Source organism: Kitasatospora sp. NPDC004272, from assembly GCF_053603035.1.
Window position 1 is genome coordinate 125183 of sequence record NZ_JBSGET010000002.1, and the last position, 23912, is coordinate 149094.

22 protein-coding genes and 1 pseudogene are annotated in these 23912 nt (G+C 74.4%); 11 read left to right on the forward strand and 12 right to left on the reverse strand.

What is annotated here, in order from left to right; translation table 11 throughout:
- Positions 1-39: 39 nt before the first annotated feature.
- Complete coding sequence (locus tag ACWEO5_RS01405) at positions 40-1863, reverse strand: NAD-binding protein (RefSeq protein ID WP_452159010.1); 1824 nt, start codon at positions 1861-1863, stop codon at positions 40-42.
- Between the two features lie 174 nt (positions 1864-2037).
- On the opposite strand from ACWEO5_RS01405, the gene ACWEO5_RS01410 reads away from it, so the two are divergent.
- Positions 2038-2637 (forward strand): HdeD family acid-resistance protein, encoded by a 600-nt coding sequence (locus ACWEO5_RS01410; protein ID WP_452159012.1) that lies wholly within the window; start codon positions 2038-2040, stop codon positions 2635-2637.
- A gap of 122 nt (positions 2638-2759) precedes the next feature.
- Here the strand turns inward: ACWEO5_RS01410 and ACWEO5_RS01415 are convergent, their stop codons facing one another.
- Positions 2760-3356, reverse strand: coding sequence for a flavodoxin family protein (locus ACWEO5_RS01415; RefSeq protein WP_452159014.1), 597 nt, complete (start codon positions 3354-3356; stop codon positions 2760-2762).
- Between the two features lie 103 nt (positions 3357-3459).
- On the opposite strand from ACWEO5_RS01415, the gene ACWEO5_RS01420 reads away from it, so the two are divergent.
- The gene (locus tag ACWEO5_RS01420) at positions 3460-3891 is read left to right on the forward strand and encodes a winged helix-turn-helix transcriptional regulator (RefSeq protein ID WP_452159016.1); all 432 of its coding nucleotides are present in this window, start codon (positions 3460-3462) and stop codon (positions 3889-3891) included.
- Positions 3892-3984: 93 nt separating this feature from the next.
- On the opposite strand, the gene ACWEO5_RS01425 is transcribed toward ACWEO5_RS01420, so the two are convergent.
- Positions 3985-5316, reverse strand: coding sequence for a lipase family protein (locus ACWEO5_RS01425; RefSeq protein ID WP_452159018.1), 1332 nt, complete (start codon positions 5314-5316; stop codon positions 3985-3987).
- 159 nt (positions 5317-5475) lie between these two features.
- Between ACWEO5_RS01425 and ACWEO5_RS01430 the strand changes: the two genes are divergently transcribed.
- Entirely contained in the window at positions 5476-6774 is a 1299-nt protein-coding gene (locus tag ACWEO5_RS01430; protein ID WP_452159020.1) for a PucR family transcriptional regulator, read from the forward strand.
- A gap of 100 nt (positions 6775-6874) precedes the next feature.
- On the opposite strand, the gene ACWEO5_RS01435 is transcribed toward ACWEO5_RS01430, so the two are convergent.
- A complete protein-coding gene (locus ACWEO5_RS01435; protein ID WP_452159022.1) occupies positions 6875-7492 on the reverse strand; it encodes a LysE family translocator in 618 nt (205 codons plus the stop codon).
- Positions 7493-7616: 124 nt separating this feature from the next.
- On the opposite strand from ACWEO5_RS01435, the gene ACWEO5_RS01440 reads away from it, so the two are divergent.
- The gene (locus ACWEO5_RS01440; RefSeq protein WP_344550792.1) at positions 7617-8087 is read left to right on the forward strand and encodes an Lrp/AsnC family transcriptional regulator; all 471 of its coding nucleotides are present in this window, start codon (positions 7617-7619) and stop codon (positions 8085-8087) included.
- Between the two features lie 113 nt (positions 8088-8200).
- Complete coding sequence (locus ACWEO5_RS01445) at positions 8201-9124, forward strand: hypothetical protein (RefSeq protein WP_452159025.1); 924 nt, start codon at positions 8201-8203, stop codon at positions 9122-9124.
- A 15-nt stretch (positions 9125-9139) separates the two neighbouring features.
- On the opposite strand, the gene ACWEO5_RS01450 is transcribed toward ACWEO5_RS01445, so the two are convergent.
- Positions 9140-9490, reverse strand: coding sequence for an antibiotic biosynthesis monooxygenase family protein (locus ACWEO5_RS01450; protein ID WP_452159027.1), 351 nt, complete (start codon positions 9488-9490; stop codon positions 9140-9142).
- Between the two features lie 196 nt (positions 9491-9686).
- Between ACWEO5_RS01450 and ACWEO5_RS01455 the strand changes: the two genes are divergently transcribed.
- Positions 9687-9944 (forward strand): Prokaryotic metallothionein, encoded by a 258-nt coding sequence (locus ACWEO5_RS01455; RefSeq protein WP_344550789.1) that lies wholly within the window; start codon positions 9687-9689, stop codon positions 9942-9944.
- A 72-nt stretch (positions 9945-10016) separates the two neighbouring features.
- On the opposite strand, the gene ACWEO5_RS01460 is transcribed toward ACWEO5_RS01455, so the two are convergent.
- On the reverse strand, positions 10017-10184 hold the full coding sequence (locus ACWEO5_RS01460) for a hypothetical protein (RefSeq protein ID WP_452159029.1): 168 nt from the start codon (positions 10182-10184) through the stop codon (positions 10017-10019).
- Between the two features lie 65 nt (positions 10185-10249).
- The gene (locus ACWEO5_RS01465; RefSeq protein WP_452159031.1) at positions 10250-11131 is read right to left on the reverse strand and encodes an EI24 domain-containing protein; all 882 of its coding nucleotides are present in this window, start codon (positions 11129-11131) and stop codon (positions 10250-10252) included.
- A 119-nt stretch (positions 11132-11250) separates the two neighbouring features.
- On the opposite strand from ACWEO5_RS01465, the gene ACWEO5_RS01470 reads away from it, so the two are divergent.
- Complete coding sequence (locus tag ACWEO5_RS01470; RefSeq protein WP_344550786.1) at positions 11251-11712, forward strand: nucleoside deaminase; 462 nt, start codon at positions 11251-11253, stop codon at positions 11710-11712.
- A 75-nt stretch (positions 11713-11787) separates the two neighbouring features.
- Here the strand turns inward: ACWEO5_RS01470 and ACWEO5_RS01475 are convergent, their stop codons facing one another.
- Positions 11788-13812 (reverse strand): hypothetical protein, encoded by a 2025-nt coding sequence (locus tag ACWEO5_RS01475; protein ID WP_452159034.1) that lies wholly within the window; start codon positions 13810-13812, stop codon positions 11788-11790.
- A 377-nt stretch (positions 13813-14189) separates the two neighbouring features.
- Positions 14190-15641, reverse strand: a pseudogene (locus ACWEO5_RS01480) (lipase maturation factor family protein); the annotation flags it as partial.
- A gap of 253 nt (positions 15642-15894) precedes the next feature.
- Here ACWEO5_RS01480 and ACWEO5_RS01485 point away from each other — a divergent pair.
- Together ACWEO5_RS01485 and ACWEO5_RS01490 are read left to right on the forward strand one after the other, a co-directional pair.
- Positions 15895-16893: an EamA family transporter gene (locus ACWEO5_RS01485; RefSeq protein ID WP_452159036.1), complete on the forward strand. Its 999-nt coding sequence runs from the start codon at positions 15895-15897 to the stop codon at positions 16891-16893.
- 160 nt (positions 16894-17053) lie between these two features.
- Positions 17054-18142, forward strand: coding sequence for a sugar ABC transporter substrate-binding protein (locus ACWEO5_RS01490; RefSeq protein WP_452159038.1), 1089 nt, complete (start codon positions 17054-17056; stop codon positions 18140-18142).
- Here ACWEO5_RS01490 and ACWEO5_RS01495 read toward each other — a convergent pair.
- Positions 18136-19476 carry an MFS transporter gene (locus ACWEO5_RS01495; protein WP_452159040.1) on the reverse strand — a complete coding sequence of 447 codons (1341 nt, stop codon included), beginning with the start codon at positions 19474-19476 and terminating at the stop codon, positions 18136-18138. The genes ACWEO5_RS01490 and ACWEO5_RS01495 overlap by 7 nt on opposite strands.
- A 143-nt stretch (positions 19477-19619) precedes the next feature.
- Between ACWEO5_RS01495 and ACWEO5_RS01500 the strand changes: the two genes are divergently transcribed.
- Positions 19620-20111 carry a hypothetical protein gene (locus ACWEO5_RS01500; RefSeq protein WP_344550780.1) on the forward strand — a complete coding sequence of 164 codons (492 nt, stop codon included), beginning with the start codon at positions 19620-19622 and terminating at the stop codon, positions 20109-20111.
- Between the two features lie 276 nt (positions 20112-20387).
- Here the strand turns inward: ACWEO5_RS01500 and ACWEO5_RS01505 are convergent, their stop codons facing one another.
- Positions 20388-21467 carry a DMT family transporter gene (locus tag ACWEO5_RS01505; RefSeq protein WP_452159042.1) on the reverse strand — a complete coding sequence of 360 codons (1080 nt, stop codon included), beginning with the start codon at positions 21465-21467 and terminating at the stop codon, positions 20388-20390.
- Between the two features lie 44 nt (positions 21468-21511).
- On the opposite strand from ACWEO5_RS01505, the gene ACWEO5_RS01510 reads away from it, so the two are divergent.
- Positions 21512-22927: an aminotransferase-like domain-containing protein gene (locus tag ACWEO5_RS01510; RefSeq protein WP_452159044.1), complete on the forward strand. Its 1416-nt coding sequence runs from the start codon at positions 21512-21514 to the stop codon at positions 22925-22927.
- A 58-nt stretch (positions 22928-22985) separates the two neighbouring features.
- Here ACWEO5_RS01510 and ACWEO5_RS01515 read toward each other — a convergent pair whose 3' ends face one another.
- Positions 22986-23834, reverse strand: coding sequence for an EamA family transporter (locus ACWEO5_RS01515; RefSeq protein WP_452159046.1), 849 nt, complete (start codon positions 23832-23834; stop codon positions 22986-22988).
- Positions 23835-23912 lie beyond the last annotated feature (78 nt).

Consider the following 23912-nt stretch of genomic DNA (forward strand, 5'->3'; position numbering starts at 1 on the left):
TCCCGCCGGGGCGCCGACTGCTCGGCCGGAACCGGGCCGTCACTGGATGACCCGCGCGAGTCCGGCCCGGGTGGCGGCGATCACGATCCGGTCGCCGGGGACCAGGCGCCGGGAGCGGTCGGCGAAGTTCCACTGGTAGTCCTGCGGGCGGCGGTGCAGTCGGACGGCGAGCACCCGGACGCCGCCGGGGCCCTCCAGGTCGCCGGTGTTGCGGCCGTCCAGGCCGGAGCCCTCCTCGACGGTGAGTTCGGCGATCAGCAGCACGTGCCGGAAGACCGAGAGGGTGCCGAGCACCTCGCGGCCCATCAGCGCGGCGGCGAAGGCGGGGGCGGCCAGGTAGGAGACCGAGCGGGAGGCGACGTTGCCGAGGGTGGCGTACACGTGGTGGGCGAAGTCGTCGTCGAACAGCCGCACCACGATCCGGACCTCGGGGCGGACGGCGCGGGCCTCCAGCGCGGCTTCCAGGTTGGCGGCGTCGTCGGAGGTGACCGCGACCACGGCCCGGGCGTGCTTGACCCGGGCCTGCTTGAGCTGGGCCTCCAGCGGGCCCTCGCCGATCAGGACGGGGATGCCGAGGGCGCGGGCGGCGGCGATGCCGCGGGCCTGCGGGTCGCGCTCCAGGCAGACCACCGGCAGCCCGGTGCCGTGCACCAGGGTGGCGACCCGGGTGCCGACGTTGCCGAGGCCGACCACGATCACGTGGTCGCGGGTGCGGGCCCCGGGCGGGCGCGGGACGCCGCGGCGGCCGCTGGCCAGCGCCTCGACCACGATGGCGGTGGCGACCGGGACGAAGGTGATCCCGCAGAAGGTGATCAGCACCTGGGCGGCCCGGGCCCAGGAGTCGCCGAGCACCTGCTGCCCCGGCACGTCGGGCTGGACGGCGCCGGCCGCGTCGAGCAGCGTGAAGTACACCGTCCAGCCGAAGCCGCCGGGGTGGGTGCTGTGCCGGGCCAGCACCAGGCCGCCGAGCAGGATCGCCGCGAACGCGGTGATCAGGATCATCCGCAGCCGGGTGTTGGTGAAGTGCTTGAGCCCGTCCAGCAGCCACCACTTGAGCCGCTTGCGCCACGGCTGGCGCAGCGGCGGTTCGACGTCGAGGGTCTGCAGCGCGGCCAGGCCGCCGGGTTCGGACGCGGGTCCCGGGAGCGGGCGGCCGCGCGGGACGATCTCCTCGCCGCCGCCGAGGAACTCGGCGATCCGGATGAAGTCGGCGGCGCGGCCGCCCGTCCCGGGGAGCAGCCGCAGCCGGCTGAGGTCCTGCCGGTCGATCCGGTCGGCGACCAGGCAGATCTGGTCGGGCCGGATGTCGCCGTCGTGGGCGACGTACAGGTGCCGGCCGCCGACCTCGACGGTGTGCGGGCGGCTGAGCGCGCCGTTGGCGAAGGCGGGGGCGGCGGTGGCGGAGCCGGAGAGCGCGGCGCAGTTGGGGAGCAGCTTCTCCAGGTGCTCGCCGAGCCGCTGGTTGAAGATCCGCAGCACGATCCGGACGCCGGGGTTGCGGTTCTCGGCGGCGAGCGCGGCGTGGATGTTCTCCTGGTCGGTGCCGTCCATCAGCGCGATGCCGCGGGCGTGCTCGACCCCGGCCGCGCCGAGCGCCTCGCCGGTGACGGTGGAGTGCTCCAGCACGGCCCGGACGCCGGGTATCCGGGCGATGGCCGGCCCGTGCTCGCGGGAGCGGTCGGGGACCACGGCGACCACCGGGACCTCGTACTGCTCGGTGAGTTCCAGGATCAGCCGGTACGCGAGCGAGTTGCCGCCGCAGACGATGTAGTGCCCGCCGCCCGGCCCGTCCGGCCCGCCACCCGCGTCCGCGCCGTCCGGCACCGTCCCGTCCTCCGGGCTCCCCCGCCCCTGGTCCGTCATACCGTCAGATGGTAGACGGCCGGTCGGCGCGGACGGGTGAACGGACGGTAGCGGATCGGGGGGCGAACGGGGCGTGCGGTTCGTCCGTCCGGCGGATCCCGCCGCGCCCCGGGGGTGGTGGGGCGCGGAGGCTGGAGGTGTCGTGTCCGTTCCGTCCAGTTCCGCGGAGGAACCATGAGCGCCCCGTACCGGATCGATTCGCGTGACGACCTGCCCGGGCCGTTCCAGCAGCTGGCCCGGCTGGCCTGGCAGGCGGTGCTGGCGGGCGGGCTGGTCTCGCTGGCGCTGGGGATCGTCGTACTGGTGTGGCCGAAGCAGACGCTGTGGGTGGTCGGCGTGCTGTTCGGCCTGTACCTGCTGGTGATCGGCGTGGTGCAGCTGGTCGGGGCGTTCGGCACGCACGCGTCGACGGCGCTGCGGGTGCTGGCGTTCGTCAGCGGGGCGATCTGCGTGCTGCTGGGCCTGCTGTGCTTCCGCTCGGCGGCCCAGTCGGTGCTGCTGCTGGCGCTGTGGATCGGCATCGGCTGGCTGTTCCGCGGCATCACGCACCTGGCGGCGGTGGCCTCGGACCCGATGATGCCGGCCCGCGGCTGGCAGGGTTTCGTCGGCGGCCTGAGCGTGGCCGCGGGCATCGTGCTGATGGTCTGGCCGGCCCACTCGATCACCGCGCTGGCGGTCCTGGCGGCCTGCGGCCTGCTGCTGATCGGCATCACCGAGGTGGTCGCGGCGCTGCGGATCCGCAGCGGCGCCAAGCAGTACCCGCACGACCTCTGAGCCCGCACCCCCGCGCGGGGGCCCGCCGGGAACGCGGGCGCGGGACGCCGTGCCGGTCGAGGTGGTCCTGGAAGGCGGTCGGCGGCCGGAACCCGGTCCGGGTTCCGGCCGCCGTGTTCCGGTCAGGCTGCGGCGGCCAGCGCGGTGCGGCCCGCCACGGTCACCCGGGCGGCGGCCGCCACCCGGCGGCCCAGGTGCGCGGCGGTGGCGAGGTCTGCCTTGTGGACTCCCTCGGGCCCCGCGTCCACGTCGGTCTGGGCGCCGGCGCCCAGGTAGAAGCCCAGCCGGTTGAGGTCGAACTCGGAGGCGGTCGCGGTGTTCCAGCCCGGGTGCAGCCCCAGGCTCACCCAGGTCATGCCGTGCTGGGCGGCGAGTATCGAGAAGTACTGGAGCGTGCCCAGCTTGTCGCCGGACATGGAGCCGGAGTTGGTGAAACCGGCCGCCAGCTTGTCCTGCCAGGACTTGGTGGCCCACCGCTTGGAGGAGGCTTCGGCGAAGGCGTGGAAGGCGCCCGAGGCGGTGCCCATGTAGGTGGGCGAGCCGAAGACGATGGCGTCGGCCGCGTCCAGTTCCGCCCACTGCTGTTCGGTGATGGTGTCCACCGCGATCAGGCGCGCGTCCGCGCCGGCTTCGGTGGCGCCCTCCCGGACGGCCTCGGCGAGCAGGACGGTGTGGCCGTAGCCGGAGTGGTAGGCGATGGCGATGACGGGCTGGGACATGGGTCTCCTCAGAAGGAACCTGCTGGACGATGACCCCAGCACAGCACTGTTTTTTAGAAAGTGCAAACTCTGAGAAAGTGCTGCCGCTTGGTAAGGTGTCGGTATGACGCAGAGAACCGAACCGGTCCCGGCGGCGGGCTCGGACGGGGGCACCGACTCCGCCGAGGCCGTGGATGCTTTCGACGTCTTCGCCCGTACCTGTCCCTCGCGCACCACGCTGGAGCACGTCACCGGCCGCTGGGGCGGCCTGACCCTGGGCGCGCTGCGCGAGGACGCCTTGCGCTTCAACGAACTGCGCCGCCGGGTGGACGGGGTGAGCGAGAAGATGCTCTCCCAGACCCTCCAGGCCCTGGAGCGCGACGGACTGGTGTCCCGGGAGGACCGGCGGGTCAACCCGCCCCACGTGGAGTACCGGCTCACCCCCCTGGGGTCGGAGGTGGTGGTCCGGCTGCTCGACCTGATCCACCTGGTGGAGAACCGGATGCCGGACGTCCTGGCCGCCCAGGCCGCCTACGACACCCGCGCGGCGGACTGACCACCGCCACCGCGCCCGGGACCGCCCCGGCGGGAGTCCGTCCGACCCCGGGCGGGCCCGGGGCCGGACGGACCGGGGCCGAGCGGACCGGGGCTACTTCCCGGGTGCGACCGGGCGTTCGGGGGCGAGCGAGTTCCCGGACGGGATGCGGCCGCAGTCGGAGGGGGCGGCCTTCCCGGCGAAGCGGTCGTTCAGGTAGAGCACGGCGGTGGGCGCCCACGGGACGGCCGTGCCGAGGTGGCTGAGCAGGTCGTACTGCTGGTACTTGATGCTGCCGTTGCCGGTGGCGCAGTACTGTCGGGCCAGCGCGCGGACGTCCCCGGCGACCATCACGCCGTCGCCGGTGCCGATGCCGGGGAGGTTGCTGAAGGTGCCCTCCAGGACGCCGCCGTCGCCCTGGGCGATGTAGCCGGGGACGGTGGGGGTGGCGGCGGAGCCCAGGTTGACCTTGTTGACGGCGGCCAGGTACTCGGGGATCGAGTTCGGGTCGGCGTAGGCGGGCTTGGCGAGCTTCTGCCAGGTCAGGCCGGGGTACTGGGCGAGCGCGTTGACGATCGAGGCGTCCTGGGTCTTCGCGAACACCTGCTTGCCGTAGTCGCTCAGGTAGGGCTGCAGGTCGAAGCCGTAGGCGCGGGCCACGCCGGTGATCGCCATCGGGATGACGCCGGGCCACACCGCGCCCCCGGCCACGTACTTCAGGTTGTGCGCGGGGTCGACCAGCAGGCCACCCTCGGCGAAGCCGACCAGCCGGCGGTTGACGTCGGGGGCGTAGGAGGGGGCGAGCGCGGCGGCCCAGTTGGTGGCGATCGCGCCACCGGAGTAGCCGATCATGCCGAACCGGGCGTCCGCGTCCAGGCCGGTGGCGGGCGAGGCGGAGGCGGCCCGGATCGAGTCCAGCGTGGTGGTGCCGTACTCGGGCCCGGCCGCGAAGTCGGCGCTCTGCCCCTCGGTGTCGGGGATGACCACGTCGTAGCCCTGGAGCACGAACGGGACGACGAACAGCGCCTCCGCGTTGGCGATCGCGCCGCCCAGGCTGACGTCCCCGGCGACCGCCCGGGAGGGGGCGTCGGCGGGGTTCAGCGAGTCGTAGAAGGACTGGTACGAAACGGCCCGGCTGCCGTCGCCGCCCAGCCCGCGCACCACGGTGGTGACGCCCGCGCTGGGGCGCCCCTGCGCGTCGGTGGTGCGGAACAGCAGCTGGACGGCCCGCACGGGGGTGGCCAGGCCGAGCAGGTGGTACGAGAGGGTGCGGGTCTTGAGCACGGTGCCGGGCGCGTACGAGGACAGCGGGGCGGTGCCGTCGTACGCGTAGAACGGGTCGGCGGCGCTCGCCGCGGCGGCGGTGGCGGCGGTGACCACGGGGGCGGCGGTGGCGACCGCGGCGGCGGCGAGGGCGGTGGCGATCAGCCGGGCGGCTCGGTTCATGGCGGTTCCCGTCTCTGACTGGGGGGTGGGGGCGCGCGTCCTGAACAAGGTGGGGGATCGCGGGAGTTACCTACGGGTAGGTAACCTCCGGGGAACCATGATGGCCGCACCGCCCGGCCCCGTCGCCAGGCCGCCGCACAGAGATTCGCGAGGTGGATTGTGACCGAACCCAACGCCGAGCCCGTCCGACCCGCGCCCGAACTCGCCGAGGACGGACCCAGGTTCGGCGGCCGCCCGGTCCACCTGCGGCTGCTCGCGCTGGCCCCCGCGCTGGCCACCGAGGTGATGCTCCGACTGCTGGACCGGCTCCCGGCCTACCACGCGCTGCCCCCCGAACAGCTCCGCGGCGAGATCACCCGCCAGGTCGAGCGCGGCATCCGGGCGTTCGTCGAAGTACTGCGCACCGGCGTGCTGCCCGGCGAGGCCGAACTCGCCCGGATCCGCGAGTCCTCGGCCCGCCGCGCCGACGAGGGCGTCCCGCTGGAGTCGGTGGTCGGCGCCTACCACCTGGGCGCCCAGCTCTGCGCGGCCCGCGTCCTGGCCGAAGCCTCCCCCGCCGACCTGCCCGACGTCACCCTCGCCCAGGACCGCCTGCTCGGCTACCTGCGAGTGGTCAGCTGCGCGGTCGCCGCCGGGTACGTGCAGGAACGGCAGGCCGCGCTCGGCGACGAACAGGTCTCCCGGCAGGCGCTGCTCTCCCGGCTGCTGGAGGGCGGCGACCCGCGCGCCGCCGCCGACCGGGCCGGGATCCGGCTCCCCGCCCGCTACCTGGTGCTCTCCCTCGCCATCGGCCCGCACCCCGACGAGTCCCGCCCCGGTGTCAACCGCTCGGTCGTCGCCCGCCGCAAACTCCGGCGCCTGCGCGCCGAGTTGGAACGCCGCACGGACGGCGTCCCGCTGGCCGCGCTGGCCGCCGACGGCGGGCCCGTCCTGCTCCCCGACGACTCCCCCGACCCGGCCCCGGACCGCGCCGCCCTCACCGCCCTGCTCGACCGGCTCGCCCGCGCCTGCGGCGCCGAACTCACCGCCGGCACCGCCACCGCCGCCCCCGGCGAGGTCGCCGACGCGGTCCGGCTCGCCACCGAGATCCGCCGGGTCGCCGAGGCCACCGGCCGCGGCCCCGGCCCCCACCTGCTCGACGACGTCCTGGTCGACTACCAGCTCAGCCGCCCCGGCCCGGCCCGCGACGCCCTCGCCGCCCTGCTCAACCCCCTCGCCGCCCGCCCCGAACTCCTCGACACCCTAAGGACGTTCCTCACCTGCGGCCTCGACCGCCGCCGCACCGCGGCCACCCTCCAGGTGCACCCCAACACCGTCGACTACCGCCTGCGCCGCACCGCCGACCTCACCGGCCTCGACGCCGTCCGCGGCCCCGACCTCCTCACCCTCCGCGCAGCGCTCGCGGCGCACGAGATGCGCGCCCAGGGGCTCGGGGAACGGCGAGCCCGGGCCTGCTGACGGCGCACGGAGCGCGCATCGGCTTCCGGTTCCGTTACCGCACGCAGCAGCACGGACCCGCCGTTCCCCGAGTCCCTGGTTTCTCCCGAAGCGCCTGCCTTCACGCGGCCGCGGTGACGCCCGCGACCGCCAGCAGCAGGACCGCCGAGACCGCGGAGAGGCGGCGGGCCGCTCGCGGGGTGCTGCCGAGGCGGGCCGCGCCCACGGCGACGGCCGAGTAGACGGCGGCGCAGCACAGGACGTTGACCGCGCCGAGGGCCGCGACCTGGGCGCCGACGGGGAGTGCGGCGTCCGGGGTGACGAACTGCGGGACGAGGGAGAGGTAGAGCAGCAGGCCCTTCGGGTTGAGCAGCGCGGTGAGCAGGGACTGGCGGAGCACCGTCCGGGCGGGCTGGGGCCCGGCCGCGGTGACGGCCCGGCCGGTTCCGCCGCGGCGGAGGGCGAGCAGCATGCCGACGGCGAGGAGGGTCAGGTAGCCCGCGCCGGCCAGGCGCAGCGCGGGGAGCAGCGCGGGCACCGCCCGCAGCGCGGCGGCCAGGCCGGCGGCGGAGAGCAGGGTGTGGACGGCGTAGCCCGCGCAGACGCCGGTGACGGCGGTGAGCGCGGCGCGGCGGCCCTGGCCGAGGCCGCGGGCGACGATGTACAGCCAGTCGGGGCCGGGCGTGCAGACCAGCAGCACGTCGACGCCGAGGAAGAGCAGCAGGGCGTGCGGGTCCATGGCACCTTCGGGGGACGGCGGGAACGGGGGGAAAATCCCAACCCCTGGACGCTAGCGGTCCACGGTTGGCAGCCGATGTCCCGTTTTCGCTGGTCAAGGGGGTGCTCTGGCAGAATGTTGCGCCATGGACCGCCTCGACCGCAGAATCCTCCACGAGCTCCAGCAGGACGGCCGGATCAGCAACGCCGAGCTGGCCGAGCGGGTGGGCCTGACCCCGTCGCCGTGCCTGCGCCGGGTGCGCCACCTGGAGGAGCAGGGGGTGATCCGCGGTTACCGGGCCCGGCTGGACCCGGGGGCGGTCGGGCGCGGCTTCCAGCCGTTCGTGACGGTGGTGATGCGGCACGAGGACCGGGCGACCGTCAGCGAGTTCGAGCGGCGGGTGGCGGAGCTGCCGGAGGTGGTGGAGGCGCACCGGCTGTTCGGCGATCCGGACTACCTGCTGCGGATCGCGGTCGCCGATCTCGCCGCGTACGAGCGGTTCGTCACCGACGTGCTCTCGGGGCTGCCGGGCATCGCCCAGGTGCACTCGCACCTGACCATGAAGCAGGTGAAGGCCGACGCGGGCATCCCGGTGGAACCGGCGGCGCGCGGCTGAGCGCGGTGAGCCCCCGCCGCGCTTCGGGCGACCGCGTCCGGTCCGATTGACGGATCGGATTCCGGTGATCTCCACCGCGAACCGCCCCGGCGCCCGGTACGGTCGCAACTCCCATGAAGAACAGGGAGGTTGCCGTGTACCGCGATCCCGTACCCAGCCCCGCCGAAACGGCGGACGCCGTGCTGACCGGCCTGACCGGCCCGCAGACCGCCTACTTGCGCGGACCGGCCCTCCAGACGCCCGACGACGCCCAGGCACTGGCCGAACTGGAGGCGCTGGCGGGCGTCCTGCGGCGGGCGCTGCTCGAACTGGAGCGCGGCCGCCCGCTGACCGGGGAGTCCGCGTTCACGCTGACCGGGCTGGTGCAGGAGGTGCTGCGGGAGATCGCCCGGCTGACGGCGGGCCACGAGCGGCTGCCCGGGCGGCAGGCCCGGCGGGCGCTGGCCGACTGGGGGCAGGGCGCCGGGCAGGTCGCCTTCACCGCCGTCGCCGACCTGCGGCGGGTGCTGGTCGCCCGGCTCCAGGCCCGGGACGCGGCCCGGCTGGCCGCCCAGCAGCCCGCGCCGCAGCAGGCGCCCGCCCCGCCCGTCCAGCGCACCAATCCGGAGATCCTGGCCGACGAACTGGCCAAGGCCCTGCGCGAGCCGGCCCCGCAGGGGACGCACGCGGTGGTGCGGGCCATCCTGGTGGCCGGCGGGCAGGTCTACCGGGGGCGCAACGACGGCAGCGGCCTGCTCAACCTCACGTACGCGGTGGTCAGCCACCGGGTGGACCGGCTGGAGAACTGGTCGGTGGGCAACTGCGCCGAGGTGCACGCGCTCGACCAGTTCGTCCACGCCCGGGGCTTCACCACCGAGGACCAGGTGGTGGCGGCCTTCCGCACCCTCCCGGTGGCCTTCCCCGACAGCTGGATCGTCGCGATGGACGCGCGCGGCCGCGACGTCCGTTCCTGGGCCAAGCGCGTCCCCTGCGAGAACTGCCAGCAGTGGCTGGCCGCGCTCGGCATCAAGGCCGACACCAGGGGCGCCCTCAGCTGACCCCCGGCCCGTCGGTCAGCCCGCCGCCGCGGGCTGGCCGACGGGCAGGCCGGGGGCGGCGTCCAGGCGGCGCAGCGAGTGGAAGTGCACCACCGTCGGCGGGTGCTCCAGTTCGTGCAGCTCGCCCTCCGACCAGACCGGCCGGATCCGCCACATCGGCCCGGCGTAGGCGCGCAGCGCCTCCTCGTCGCGCCAGCGGGTGATCATCTGCACCCGGTGGTCCTCGGCGGAGCAGGCCCGGAGCAGTTCGCCGCCGAGGAAGCCGTCCCAGCGGCCCAGGCCGGGCAGCACGGTCGAGGCGAGTCTGGCGCAGAAGTCCTCGGCCCGGTGCGGGGCGACCTGCGCCTCCCAGATTCGGATGATCATCTCGGCCTCCTCGGCTGAACACCGGACCCTGCTGACCATTATCGGACGGCTCCCGGTTTTTCGTCCGCCCGCGCCCGACCGCCTCCCTCCCCGCCCGACCGCGCCCGCCCCGGTCCGTTCGGACCGCCGCCGATTGCCGTCCGCCCGTCCCGGCCCAAGACTCGGCGGTGGACCCGTACGGCGAGAGGAGCCCGACATGGCGGTCTGCGTGGTGTGCCAGAACGACTACTGGCTGTCCTTCGAAATCAAGACGATCACCGGTGACACGTACGTCTTCGACAGCTTCGAGTGCGCGATGGAGAAGCTCGCCCCGCGCTGCGAGCAGTGCACCGTCCGCATCGTCGGCCACGGCGTGGAGGTCGCCGGACGCTTCTTCTGCGGCGCCCACTGCGCCCGCGCCAACAGCGTGATGGGCGCCGACATCCACGACACGGTGGGCAGCCACCCGTCCTGAGCCCGGTTCCCGGCCGACCGGGGCGGTCACCGTCGCGCGCGGTGGCCGCCCTCGTCGTCGCCCCCGTCGTCGTCAGAACGTGAACGGCAGGGCGCGGACCCGGTGGTCGACGGCGACGGTACGGCGGAACCGGACGATCGGCGTGGAGTACCGGACGATCCCCTCCACCGCGCCGCCCAGGTACGCGTCGAGGTCGCCGAGATCGATGCCGCGCGGAGCGGCGTCCGCGGATAACGCCATGGGGGCGTTATCGCGCAGCCGGTGACGCTACGTCAAACCGCCGTGGCGTGCGGCACTGGGGGTGATCATCCGGTCCGCGGGTCGACGGCGTACGGGTTCACGCCGGGCCCCTTGCGGAACGGGTCCGGGTCCGCCCCGGGCCACCCGCCCTCCCCCTCGTCCGCGCCGCCGTCGGCTCCCCCGTCCGCGCCGCCGTCCGCACCACCGGGCTCGTACGGGGCGAGCTCCCGGGCCAGCAGCGTCGCACCGGCCACCGCGCCCGGCATCGCCAGCACCGTCAGCCCCGGCACCAGGAACAGCAGCGTCAGCCCCGTCCCGAACCCGAGCGTCATCGGCAGCCGGGAGCGCAGCAGCCGCAGCCGCTCCTTCTGCGGCAGGCCGCGCTTCTGCAGCGGCGTCCCGGTCAGCTCCGCGGTCAGGTAGTACCCGGACACGCACAGCGCCAGCACCGGAACCACCGTCTGCCCCAGCACCGGGAGGAACCCGCACAGGAACAGCACGAGCCCGAACGCCGCCGCCCGCAGCAGCACCGCGACGCTGTCCCGCGACGCCACCCACAGCTCCCGCCACAGCGGCACGTCCGGCTCCGGCGGGCCGCCGCCCTCGGTGGCCTCGACCTTCGCCGACAGCGACTCGTAGAACGGCTCGCCGATCAGCAGCGTCACCGCCGTGAACGTCAGCACCGCCAGCAGCCCGCCCGCGCCGACCGCCGCCACCGCGACGACCACCCGCACCGCGTTCCGCCACAGCTCGCTCCACCCGTCCGCGAACGGCGTCGCCCACTGGGCCAGGTCCCCCGCGTACACGACCAGCACCACCAGCGCCGCCACGTACCCGGCCAGGGCGATCAGCGCCGGGATCATCCCGAACCCCCACCACCGCCCGTGCCGCGCCACCCAACGCTGCCCGTCGAACAGGAACCGCAGTCCCGCCCCGAAATCTCGCATCCCCGCACCTTAAAGGAAACGCCAAGTCCGCCGGACACCGACCCGAACCCGACGCCCGCCCGCGCGGCGGGGAGCGGGACGGCCGCCGGACGGGAAGAGTGGACGCAGGAGGTGGCCGAATGGACACACGGGTGACGGCGGAGCGGGCACGGGCCTGGCTGGACGTCGCGGTGGCGGAGGCGGAGGCCGGGCTCGCCGAGGGCGGCGTCCCGATCGGAGCGGCGCTGTTCCGACTGGACGGCGAACTGCTCGGACGCGGCCACAACCGCCGCGTCCAGGACGGCGACCCGTCCATGCACGCGGAGACCTCCGCCTTCCGGGCCGCCGGCCGGCTGCGCGGCTACCGGGACACCGTGATGGTCACCACCCTCTCCCCGTGCTGGTACTGCTCGGGCCTGGTCCGCCAGTTCGGCATCGGACACGTGGTGATCGGTGAGTCCACCACCTTCACCGGCGGCCACGACTGGCTCGCCGCCCACGGCACCGGCATCACCCTGCTCGACGACCCGCGCTGCGTACGCCTGATGACCGAGTTCGTCGCCGCCCGCCCCGACCTCTGGTACGAGGACATCGGCGAGTGACCCCCCGGAACGCCACCGCCCGCCGCTGCGCACGAAACGCCAACGGCGGGCGGGAACAAGGCCCCTGACGGAACGTCAGGCGCGAACGGCGGCCACCGCCGCGCCCAGCGCCTCCTTGATCCGCGGCCCGAGCCGGGCGAACCCGAGCTCCTTCATCGCCGCCCGCAGCAACTCGTCGTCACTGCGCTTCTCACCGTCCGCGTCCAACCAGGCCACCAACGCAACCAGTTCCTCCGCGGAGTACCCGGTGATCGGCTTCCCCGGCACCAACCCGGGCTTGACCGCCCCGGCCGCCACCACCGCAACAGCCTCCGGCTCCTCGACCACCGGCTCGACCTCGACGGCCACCGCGGGCTCCGGCTCGATCACCAGCTCCTCGACAACCACCTCGGGCTCGACAGCAGCCTCAGCCTCAACGGCCACCGGCTCGACTTCGGCCACGACAGCCTCCGCCTCCGGCTCGGCCACCTCGACCTCAGCCACCGGCTCCTCGACGACAGCCTCAACCCCGGCCTCGGCCTCGGCGGCCACCTCCGGCTCCGGCTCGGCCACCGGCTCCTCGACAACCACCTCGGGCTCGACAGCAGCCTCAACAGCCTCCGGCTCGACCTCGGCCACGACAGCCTCCGCCTCCGCAGCCGCCTCAACCTCAGCAGCCACCTCAGGCTCCCGCTCGGTCACCAGCTCCTCGACGGGAACCTCAGCCTCCGCCTCCACGACCGCCTCGACCTCGGCGACAGGCTCCTCGGCCTCGGTCTCGGCCTCGACGGCCGCCACCTCAACAACCGGCTCCTCGACCGCAGCCTCAGCCTCGGTCACCTCAACGGCCTCAACCTCGGCCACCGGCTCAGCCTCAGCCTCAACGGCCTCCAGCTCGACCTCGGTCCCGACAGCCTCCGCCTCCGCAGCCGCCTCAACCTCAGCAGCCACCTCAGGCTCCCGCTCGGTCACCAGCTCCTCGACGGGAACCTCAGCCTCCGCCTCCACGACCGCCTCGACCTCGGCGACAGGCTCCTCGGCCTCGGTCTCGGCCTCGACGGCCGCCACCTCAACAACCGGATCCTCGACCGCAGCCTCAGCCTCGGTCACCTCGACGGCCTCGACCTCGGCCACCGGCTCAGCGGTCTCGACAGCGGCCGCAGTCTCGATCTCCGCTTCCGCGGCCTGTCGCGGGCCCGCCGCCAGCGCGGCCTTCGCGGCGACGTGCCGGTCGTACGCGGCGAGCGCAGCGTCCTTGTCGGCCTGCCGCTCGTTCAGCTCCTCCAGCAGCTCCGTGAGTCCCTGCTCGGCGAGTTCCAGGCGCAGTTGGCGCAGTGCGGAGAGCCGGTAGAGGGTGCCTTCGTCGGCGGCCAGGCGGTCGACGAGTTCGGCGAGTTCGGCGAGCGGGAGGGAGTCGAGGGCGCGCTCGGGGAGGAGGCGGGCGAGGGAGCGGACGGCGTCGGCGAGGGAGTCGACGACGTTGGCGGTCTCGGTGAGCAGGGTGCCGTCGACGGGGACGGAGGGGCGGGAGGAGCCGTCGGCGAGGGCGCTCCAGTCGCGGTGGGCGGCCTCGGCGGCGACGAGCGCGGCGTGCAGGTCGGCGCGACCGGGGCGGGTGCCGGGGGCGGCGAGGGCGCGGGCCTGGCCGCGGAGCTGGCGGCGGCGGTTCCAGCCGAGCTTGGCGCCGGTCTCCTTGCGGTAGGTGCCGGTGCCGGTGGCGGCGGCGAGTTCGGCGAGGTCCTTCTCGTACGCCTCGGTGCGCAGCGTCGTGGTGGTGGCGTGGACGCGCTGGAGGAGGTCGAGGAGGGTGGTGAGGCCGCCGAGGGTGTCGGGGATGTCGAGGCCGGCCTTGGCGGCGATGGCGTTGGCGGCCTGGCCGACGGCGCGGGTGTCGCGGCTGCGGAGTTCGGCGAGGACGGTGGAGGCCGCGCGGGCGTCCTCGGGGCCGGTGAGCGTCTCGGCGGCCTCCAGCCAGGGGTTGGCGTCGGCGGTGAGGGCGAATCCGCCCTGGTCGGCGAAGCGGCCGAGTTCCTCACGGGTGCTCTGGCGGGTCTCGCCGTCCGTCGCGGACGCGGTCGCGGACGCGGTGTCGTCGGCGTCGTTCAGGGTGCGCACTGTCATGTGAAGTCCGGTTCGTGGCGTTTGGCGGGCAGAAGGGCTGGCGGGGCGGGTGGGGTGTTTGCGGCGGCGGTGGCGTCGCGGGAGGCCAGAATACGGGTGTGCGTTCGAGGCTCGCACGCACCGGACCTCCCCGGGATCCGCCGGCCGCGGTGGGCCGCGGGCGGGGGCGCGGGGGCCGTCCGCACGGTCCGTAGGGTAGGGAGTGGCACCGACAGTACGCCCCGCCCGGGTGGGGGGCGGGAGTTGGGTGGGGTCATCGGCGTCCTCCGGGCTCCTTCGGGGTCCGGCCCGGCGGGGCGTGCGGTCGGGCGGGCGGCGAGGCGTGCGGTCGGGCGGGCGGGCGAGGGGGTCTCCGGCGGGGCGTGCGGTCCGAGTTCGGCGAGGCCGACGGGCCGCTGGTAGGTGCGGACGTGGCGGCGGTGCCACCAGGCGCCGGTGGCGCGGAGTTCGGGGCCGTAGGTGAAGCGGTAGTGGTAGAGCTCGGCGCGGACGAGGGCGGGCGGGGTGTCGGGGAAGGGGTTGCGGCGCAGCAGGCGCAGGGTGTCGGGGAAGGGGTTGCGGCGCAGCAGGCGCAGGGTGTCGGGGTCGTTGACGAGCAGGCGGGCGAGCAGCGGGCGGAACCAGGGGCGGGCGTAGGCCGGGGAGATCGCGGCGAACCACATCAGCCAGTCGAGGCGCAGGTGGTAGGGCGCGAACTGGCGTGGCAGCCGCCGCAGTTCGCCGGGCTTGCCGTGGAATTCGTACTCCTGCCAGCCGTCCGTGCCGTGAACGTCGCGGGTGCCTTCGAGGACGATCTCGTACCGGACGCGGTTGACCGAGCCGAACGCGCCGTAGCTGTTGACCAGGTGGAGGCGGTCCCAGGAGCGGTTCATCTGCTGGCGCGGGGAGATCAGGTTGCGCAGCGGCTGCCAGGAGCGGGCCAGGACCAGCAGGGCGTACCCGGCCACCAGCAGTTGGTGCCAGAGGGGTTGGGGTGCGTGGGCGGGGTCGGGGCCGATCGGCAGGACGCGGCGCAGGGTGCCGGTGTCGAGGACGGACAGCGCGAGGGCGACGGTGAGCCAGTTGAGCCAGGCGAAGTTGCCGGAGGCGATCAGCCAGAGCTGGGTGACGACCATCAGCAGGGCGGCGGCGGAGGCGATCGGCTGCGGGAGGAACAGGCAGAAGGGAACGGCGAGTTGGACGACGTGGTTGGCGGCGGCCTCGGCCTTGTGCAGCGGTCGGGGCAGGTGGTGGAAGAACCAGCTGAGCGGGCCGGGCATGGGCTGGGTCTCGTGGTGGTGGTAGAGGCAGGTGAGCTTGCGCCAGCACTCGTCGCCGCGCCACTTGATCAGTCCGGCGCCGAACTCGACCCGGAACAGCACCCAGCGCAGCAGCAGCAGGACGGGCAGCGGCGGGGCGATGCGGTCGTTGCCGAGGAACACGGCGAGCGCCCCGGCCTCCAGCAGCAGGGACTCCCATCCGAAGGCGTACCAGGTCTGACCGGTGTTGACGATCGACAGGTAGAGCAGCCAGGGCAGCGCCCACAGGGCCGTCGCGGCGCCGAGCGGGAGCAGGTTCGCCACCCCGGCGAGCAGGGCGAGCGACAGCAGCAGGCCGGTGTGCGCGAGGGCGGCGTAGAGGCGGTCGCTGTAGTGCCCGTGGAACAGGCTGGGGGCGCGGCGGAACGGGACGCGGGCCAGGAAGCGCGGGATCGGGAGCATGCCGCGGCTGCCGAGCAGGGCGCGGAACTGCCGGGCGGCGGCGAGGAATCCGCAGGCGTAGACGAGGGCGAGCAGGCGCAGGAACAACTCCCGGGCGAGCCGGTACTCGGGGGCGGCGAACCATGCCATGCGGCCGCTCCTCCGATCGGCTGCGCTCCGGCCGCCCCCATCCCTACCATCCGGCGCGGCCGGGGCGGGGCGGCTGGGGTCGCGGTGGTGCGCCGGTTCATCCGGTCGGCCCTGTCCGGCGTGCGGCGGCGGGCGTTCGCGCGTAGTGCCCTCGGTGCCCGTACCGAGTGGTGAAACTGCCTGCCGTGGGCGAACGGAGTGTGGTGTCATTCCGCCGAACGCACCCTGTCAGCACCAAGACGAGGAGACGCCCATGTCCGCGACCTCTCCGCAATCCCCCGCCGACGCCGACCCCGACCGTCCGCCGCCGGCGGGCCCGGTCGACGCCGCCCCCGACGCCCCTTCCGTGCGGGCGAAGCCGGCTCCGGCCGGCGGGCTCGGGGCGGCGGTCTGGGCGGCGCTCGGCATCGTGTACGTGGTGTGGGGGTCGACCTACCTGGCGATCCGGGTGGTGGTGGAGACGATGCCGCCGCTGCTGTCGGGCGCGCTCCGCTTCGGCGCGGCGGCGCTGCTGCTCGGCGTCGGCTTGACGGTCCGTCACGGCTGGGGAGCGCTGCGGGTGACCCGGCGTCAGTTGGGCTCCGCCTTCCTGGTGGGCGTACTGCTGCTGGTCGGCGGCAACGGCCTGGTGGTGCTGGCCGAACGCACCGTTCCCTCGGGCCTGGCGGCGCTGATGGTGGCGAGCGTGCCGCTGTGGGTGGTGCTGCTGCGCCGGGCGTTCGGGACCCGGACCGGCGGGGCGACGCTGGCGGGTGTGCTGGTCGGCCTGGTCGGCCTGCTGGTGCTGACCGCGCCGGGCCTGACCGGCGAGGTCGGACTGTCGGGCCTGCTGCTGGTGGTGGCCGCGGCGGTGGTGTGGGCGCTGGGCTCGGTGCTGGCCGGCCGGCTGCCGATGCCGGCCGACCCGTTCGTGGCGAGCGTGTACGAGATGCTGGCGGGCGCGGTGGGCGCGCTGGTGCTGTCGGTCGCGCGGGGTGAGCCGGGCGACTTCGATCCGGGCGCGGTCTCCGCGGGGTCGTGGGCCGGACTGGTGTACCTGGTGCTGTTCGGCTCCATTGTCGCGTTCACGTCTTACGCCTGGCTGTTGCAGCGCGCTCCGCTTCCACTGGTGGCGACCTATGCGTACGTCAATCCGGTGGTCGCGGTATTCCTCGGATGGATCTTCCTCTCCGAGGCGCTGACCTGGCCGATCTTGCTGGGCGGCGCGATCGTGGTCGGCGGGGTGTTCCTGGTGGCGCGTAGCGAACACTGAATGGTCCGTGAGCGAATCTCCCGTTATGCATTCAAGAAGGTAACGACTTGGTCGATTCCCTCAGAGCAATGATTTACTTCTTGACGACAACTGGTGGGTGAGCTTGACTCCCCTCACCTCGCCGTAGGGACACGGCGCCGTCAGGGAGGCACCACCCACCATGAACTCGATGACGCGTCGACTCGTCATCGGCACGGCCGCCGTGTCGATGGCGATGTCGCTCGCCGCCTGCGGGGACGACAAGCCCTCGTCGTCCAAGGGCAACCAGTCCATCGGACTGCTGTTGCCCGAGCGCTCCTCGTCCACCCGCTACGAAGCCTTCGACAAGCCGCTGATCCAGGCGTCCGTGGAGGGCCTGTGCACCAAGTGCACCCTCGACTACGCCAACGCCGACGGCGACGAGAAGGTGCAGAAGGAGCAGTTCGACGCGCTGCTCTCGCGCGGGGTCAAGGTGATCCTGCTCGACCCGGTGAACGCCGCCGTCACCGCGCCGTGGGTGGAGGACGCCAACAGCAAGGGCGTCAAGGTCATCGCGTACGACCGGCTCGCCTCGGGCCCGGTCGCCGCCTACATCTCCTTCGACAACGAGCGCACCGGCGAACTCCAGGGCCAGGCGCTGCTGGAGGCGATGGGCAAGCAGGCCGCCAACGCCGACATCGTGATGATCAACGGCGCCGAGACCGACCCCAACGCGGCCTCCTTCAAGGCCGGTGCGCACAAGGCGCTGGACACCTCGGTCAGGCGGATCGCCTACGAGCAGTCCGGCGAGTGGAAGCCGGAGGTCGCCGCCGCGAAGATCGACGATGCGATCTCCAAGCTCGGCAAGAACGGCTTCCAGGGCGTGTACTCGGCGAACGACGGCATGGCCGGCGCGATCATCGACGCGCTGCACAAGGCCGGCCGCACCGACGTGCCGGTCGGCGGGCAGGACGCCTCGCTGGACGCGGTCCGCCGGATCCTCACCGGCGAGCAGGCGTACACCATCTACAAGCCGTACCAGCCGGAGGCCGACGCGGCCGCCAGCATGGCGGTCTACCTGGTGAAGGGCATCGACATCACCTCGGTGGCCTCCACCATGACCGACTCGAACGGACTGCAGATCCCCTCGATGCTGCTCACCCCGATCGTCGTCACCAAGGCCAAGGTCGTCGAGACGGTCATCCAGGGCGGCCTCTACAAGGCCGACGAGGTCTGCACCCCGCAGTTCGCGAAGGCGTGCAGGGACGCCGGGATCCCCGGCACCTACTGACCGGAGCGGGCGGCGCGGCTCCTTGTGCGGGGGTGCCGCCCCGCCCGCTCCTCCTCCGACCCCACCGGCCCGTCCGGCCCGTCCTCCGGCTGCCCGGCGGTGACGGCCCGCCAGACCGGGACGGCCAGCACCACCATCGCGGCGCCGAACAGCAGGAAGGTGCCGGACGTGCCGAGCGCCCGCTGCAGCAGCAGGCCCGCGCCCGCACCGGCCGGCATCGCGCTCATGATCACCGCCCGGTAGGCGCCACCGACCGCGCCGCGCACCCGCGGCGGCGTCAACCGCTGCCGGAGCGACACCGTGAGCACGCCCCACATGCCGCCCAGGCAACTGCCCGCGGTCATCGCGGCGAACAGCGGCACCCCGCGCAGGAACACCGGCGCGACGAACACCAGCCCCCAGCCCAGCCGGGTCGCGCACAGCACCGGCACGCTACCGAACCGGCGTTCGGCCCGGTGCGCGGCGAGCGAGCCGATCGCGGTGCCGACGCCGACCGAGCTGAGCAGCACCCCGTAGCCCGCGTCGCCGAGGTGCAGCGGCCCGGTGGTCGCGTACACCACGAACAGCGCCAGGAAGGACGTGTTGGCGAGCGTGGTGAGCACCCCGGCGAGGGTGATCATCCGGATCGCCCGGTGCCGGGCCAGGAACACCAGCCCGGTCCACAGCCGCACCCGCTCGACCTTCGGCACCGGCCGCACCGGCGGCGGGACGCGGCCGACGTCGCGCGGCAGGGCGGTGAGCCGGAGCATCGAGCCGAGGTAGCCCGCCCCGGCGACCAGGAAGGTCACGGGGGCGGCCAGCGCGGTCAGCCAGCCCGCCAGTGCCGGGGCGGCGAACTGGCCGGTGACCCGGACGGTGGTGGCGAGCTGCCCGTTGGCCCGGGTCAGCTCCGCGGCGGGGACGACGGTCGGCAGCACGGTCTCGCCACTGGTGTTGAACACCGTCTCGGCCACGCCCACCAGGAACGCCAGGGCCAGCAGCAGCGGCAGCGACAACGCCCCCGCCCAGGCGGCCGTCCCGATCGCCAGGATCAGCACCGCCCGCGCCCCGTCCGCGGCCACCATCGCCGCCTTCCGGCTGACCCGGTCGGCCAGCATCCCGGCGGGGATCCCGAACAGCAGCCACGGCACCGTGGTCACCGCCATCACCAGCGAGGAGGTGTCCACCGAGCTGGTCAGGTGCGCCACCACCAGCAGCAGGCCCGTCCGCAGCACGCCGTCACCGGTGTTGGCCAGCACGGACGCGCCCAGCAGGACGCGCAGCGGCCGGTTCGCCGGACGGCGGCCGGCGGTTCCGGCGGTTCCGGCGGAGGGCGGCAGCGGCGACGGGCTCACGGACGAAAGCTAGTGCGCGAACTTCCTTGGCGGAACACCCCGTTGACACGTGGGAGGCAGATCACAGGACGGCGACCGGGTACCCGCCCCGGCGCGTACTGTGGTGCACTGGGCGCCTTGCCGAGCGATGGGGAGCGTGCGACATGGACCTGCGGACCGACTACTTCCGGGCCGCCGACGAGGCGGCCGTGCACCAGGTGATGAAGCTCGGGACCCGCCCGCCCGCCGAGTCCTTCGAGTCCGTGCAGGCCCGGGGCATCGACCCGACCGTGGTGTTGCCGCACCTGGTCGCCGCGCTGCGCGGCGGGGAGTCCCCGGTCAAGGACGGCCCGGACCGCTCGGTGTGGCCGACCGGCCTCCAGCCCTGGCACCCCGAGGCGCCGAGCACCGCCGTCGACCTGGACGACCCCTGGATGACCGGCCCCTGGGTGGTCGAACTCTCCGACGAGACCCGCGACGCGCTGGCCGGCATCGAACGCAGGCGGCTGCCCCAGCTCACCACCCAGTGGGGCCGCACCGACGAGGTGAAGAACGTCGAGCGGATCGAACTCATGCGGCTGATCCACCAGTTGGGCGTCCTGGCCCGCCGCGCGCAGAAGGACGGCCAGCACCTCTACTGCGCCCTGACCGGATGAGCCCCCTCGGGTACGCCTTCTTCCGCGCCCCCGGCCCGGAGGCCGTCCGGGCCGCCTTCGACGCCGGCCCCGCCCTGCACGACCCGGCCGCCGCCTTCGAGGTCCTGCACCCCGCCGACGCCGACCCGGGCGACGTCCTGGAACTCCTGGACGAACTGGTCCGCACCCGCCCCGACGCCGACCTGGTCGACCGCACCGTCTGGCCCTCCGCCGGACGGCCGCACTGCTTCGAGATCCCCGGCGACCCCTGGACCACCGGCCCCTGGGCCCACCAACTCACCGCCGCCACCCGCGACCTGCTCGCCACCACCCCCGCCCGCACCCTCCTCGCCCTGCGCCCCCACGGCCGCACCCCACCCGCCCCGGCCCTCGACGCCCTCCCCGCCCTGACCCCGCTGGCCCGCCGCGCCGCCACCGCCGGAGAACACCTCTACTACTGGCTGGCCGCCCCGCCCGCTGAGTGACCACGATGCAACCAACGACCCCCAACGCCGCAGGAACCGCCGTGACGGGCAGGGTCTCCGCGAGCAGCAGGACGGCCCAGCAGAGCGTGAGCAGGGGTTGGGCGAGCTGGAGTTGGCTGGCGCGGGGGACGCCGATCGCGGCCATGCCCCGGTACCAGACCACGAAGCCGCCGAACTGCGAGACGGCGGCCAGGTAGGCGAGGCCGGTGAGGCCGTGCCAGTTCCAGTGCACGGGTTCGGTGGTGAGGGCGAGTGCGCCGGTGAGGGCGGTGACGGGGAGCGCGGCGACCACGCCCCAGGCGATCACCTGCCAGCCGGGCAGGTCGCGGGCCAGGCGTCCGCCTTCCGCGTAGCCGAACGCGCAGAGCAGCAGCGCGCCGAACAGGTACAGGTCGGCGGTGGTCAGGCCCGCGCCGCCGCTCTGCTGGACGGTGAAGGCGAGGACGACGGCCGCCCCGGCCGTCGCGGCGAGCCAGAACGCCCGTGGTGGCCGCGCCCCGGCGCGCAGCGCGCCGACCGCGGCGGTGGCCAGCGGGAGGAGGCCGATCACCACGGCGGAGTGCGCGGTGGAGGAGAGTCGCAGCGCGAGCGTGGACAGCAGCGGGAAGCCGACCGCGCAGCCCACCGCGACGGCGGCCAGCGCGGGCCAGCTGGACCGGGGCGGAACGCGGGCGCCGGTGGCGAGCAGGCAGCTGCCGGCCAGCAGCGCGGCGAGGACGCCGCGCAGGCCGGTGACCGTCCAGGGGCCGAAGCCTTCGAGGGCCCAGGCGGTGGCGGGGAAGCTGAACGAGAAGGAGAGCACCCCGAGGGCGGCCTGCGCGGTGCCGCCGAGCGGCCCGAGCGGTCCGACCGCTATCGGGCGGAGTTCAGTAGCGCTATTCTGTGCTGACATACAGGACGGTAGCAGTTGCCGCCCGCCCGCCGGAAGGGCCGTCGATGAGCTTGCAGGAACTGACGGACGCGCTGCGCAGGACGGTGTTGCGCTACTCGCCGGGTGAGCGGATCCCCAGTAGCAGGGAGCTGGTGGAGCGCTACCGGGTCAGCCCGGTCTCGGTGTCGCGGGCGATCCGGGAGCTGGTCGCGGAGGGCGTGGTGGTGTCCCGGCCGGGGGCGGGGGTCTTCCGGGCCGAGCCGCGTCCGGCGGCCGCGGTACGGGGTGACTTCTCCTGGCAGGAGGTGGCGCTCAGCGCGGAGGCGGGGGCGCCGCCCGCCCGGGTGGTGGACGCCTCGGGGGTGCTGGCGGCGCTCGCCCTGGCCCCGCCGGAGGTGGTCGACCTGAACAGCGGCTACCCGCACTCCTCGCTGCTGCCGGAGCGGGCGCTGGCGGCTGCGCTGGCCCGGGCCGCCCGCCGTCCGGGCGCGTGGGGGCGGCCGCCGCTGGAGGGGCTGCCGGAGTTGCGCGGCTGGTTCGCCCGCGAGTTGGGCGGCGGGGTGACGGCGGCGGAGGTGCTGGTCACCGCGGGCGGGCAGAGCGCGCTGACCTGCGCGTTGCGTTCGCTGGCCCCGCCGGGCGCGCCGGTGTTGGTCGAATCCCCCACCTATCCGGGCCTGTTGGCGATCGCCCGGGCGGCGGGCCTGCGGCCGGTGCCGGTGCCGGTGGACGCGGACGGGGTGCTTCCGGAGCGGCTGGCCGAGGCGTTCGCGGCCTCGGGGGCCCGGCTGTTCGTCTGCCAGCCGCTGTTCCAGAACCCGACCGGCGCCGTCCTGCCGGCCGAGCGGCGGCGGGCGGTGCTGGCGGCGGCCCGGCGGGCGGGGGCGTTCGTGGTGGAGGACGACTTCGCCCGGCTGCTGGCGCACACCGACGCGGGCGAACTGCCGCCGCCGCTGGCCTCGGACGACCCCGACGGCACGGTGGTGCACGTCCGTTCGCTGACCAAGGCGGCCTCGCCGAGCCTGCGGGTGGGCGCGCTGGTGGCCCGGGGTCCGGCGCTGGCCCGGCTGCGCTCCGTCCAGGCGGTGGATTCGTTCTTCGTGCCGCGCCCGCTCCAGGAGGCCGCCCTGGAGTTGGTCACCTCCGCCGACTGGCCGCGTCATCTGCGCACGCTGGCGAGGGAGTTGACCGAGCGGCGGCAGCTGTTCGCCGCCGCCCTGGCCCGGCACGCGCCCGCACTGCTGCCGCCCCGGCTGCCGCGCGGCGGCTTCCACCTGTGGCTGCCGCTGCCCGCCGGGGCCGACCCGGCGGCCTTCACCGCGGCCGCGCTGCGGCACGGCGTCGCCCTCTCCCCCGGCCCGAACTACTTCACCGCCGAGCCCGCGCCCCGGGCCCGGGTCAGCCTGGCCGCCGCCGAGACTCCCGCCCAACTCGCGGCCGCAGCGCACCGCTTGGGCGACGCGCTGGATTCACTTTCCTGACATGCCGTCAATTCACAGCCCCCTGGCGGCCATTACCGGGCGCGCCATCAACTCCCGCTCAGTGGGCGAACTCCAGCAGTGCGATACCGGCCAGCACGGTCGCGCTGGCCGCCAGTCGCAGGCCGCCGAGGCGTTCGCGCAGCACCAGGGTGCCGATCAGGGCGGCGATCACGATGGAGGTCTCGCGCAGCGCGGCGATGGTCGGCAGGTCGCCGACGGTCTGCGCCCAGACCACCAGCCCGTACGCGGCGAGCGACATCAGGCCGCCGCCGAGTCCGACGGCGCGGCCCTCGCGCAGGGCGGGCCACAGGTCGCGGCGGCGGACGGCGGCCACCGCCGCGAACACGGCCGCACCCTGCAGCAGGAACATCCAGGCGATGTACCCGGCGGCGGAGTCGGCGGCCCGGACTCCGCCCGCGTCCACCACGGTGTACCCGGCGATCAGCACGCCGTTTCCCAGGGCGGCTGCGATCGCCGGGAGTTGGGCCCGGCCCGGGCGGCCGCCGACCAGGGTGAGCCCGGCCAGGCCGAGCGAGATGACGGCGACGGCGGCGACCTGCCCGGCGGGCAGCGGGCGGTGCAGGACGGTGGCGGCGAGCAGGGCGACCACCGCCGGGGAGGTGCCCCGGGCGATCGGGTACATCTGCCCGAAGTCGCCGAGCCCGTAGGCGCGGGCCAGTAGCAGTTGGTAGCCGGTCTGCAGCGCGGCGGAGGCCAGCAGGTAGGGCAGGGCGGCCGTTCCGGGCGGCGGGACGAACAGCGCGAACACCGCGCCGAAGGCCACGAACACCAGGTTCATCTGCGCGAGCCCGGCCGTCCGGTCCCGCACCCCGTGCACCAGCGCGTTCCACACGGCGTGCAGCAGCGCGGCGGCCAGCACCACGACCGGAACGGCGCCCTGGGTCACCGGATTCCCCTCCCACCGGATCGATCACCGAAAGATGTACAGCCAACTTAGCGGCTCTCGACCCCCCGGCAACCCCGC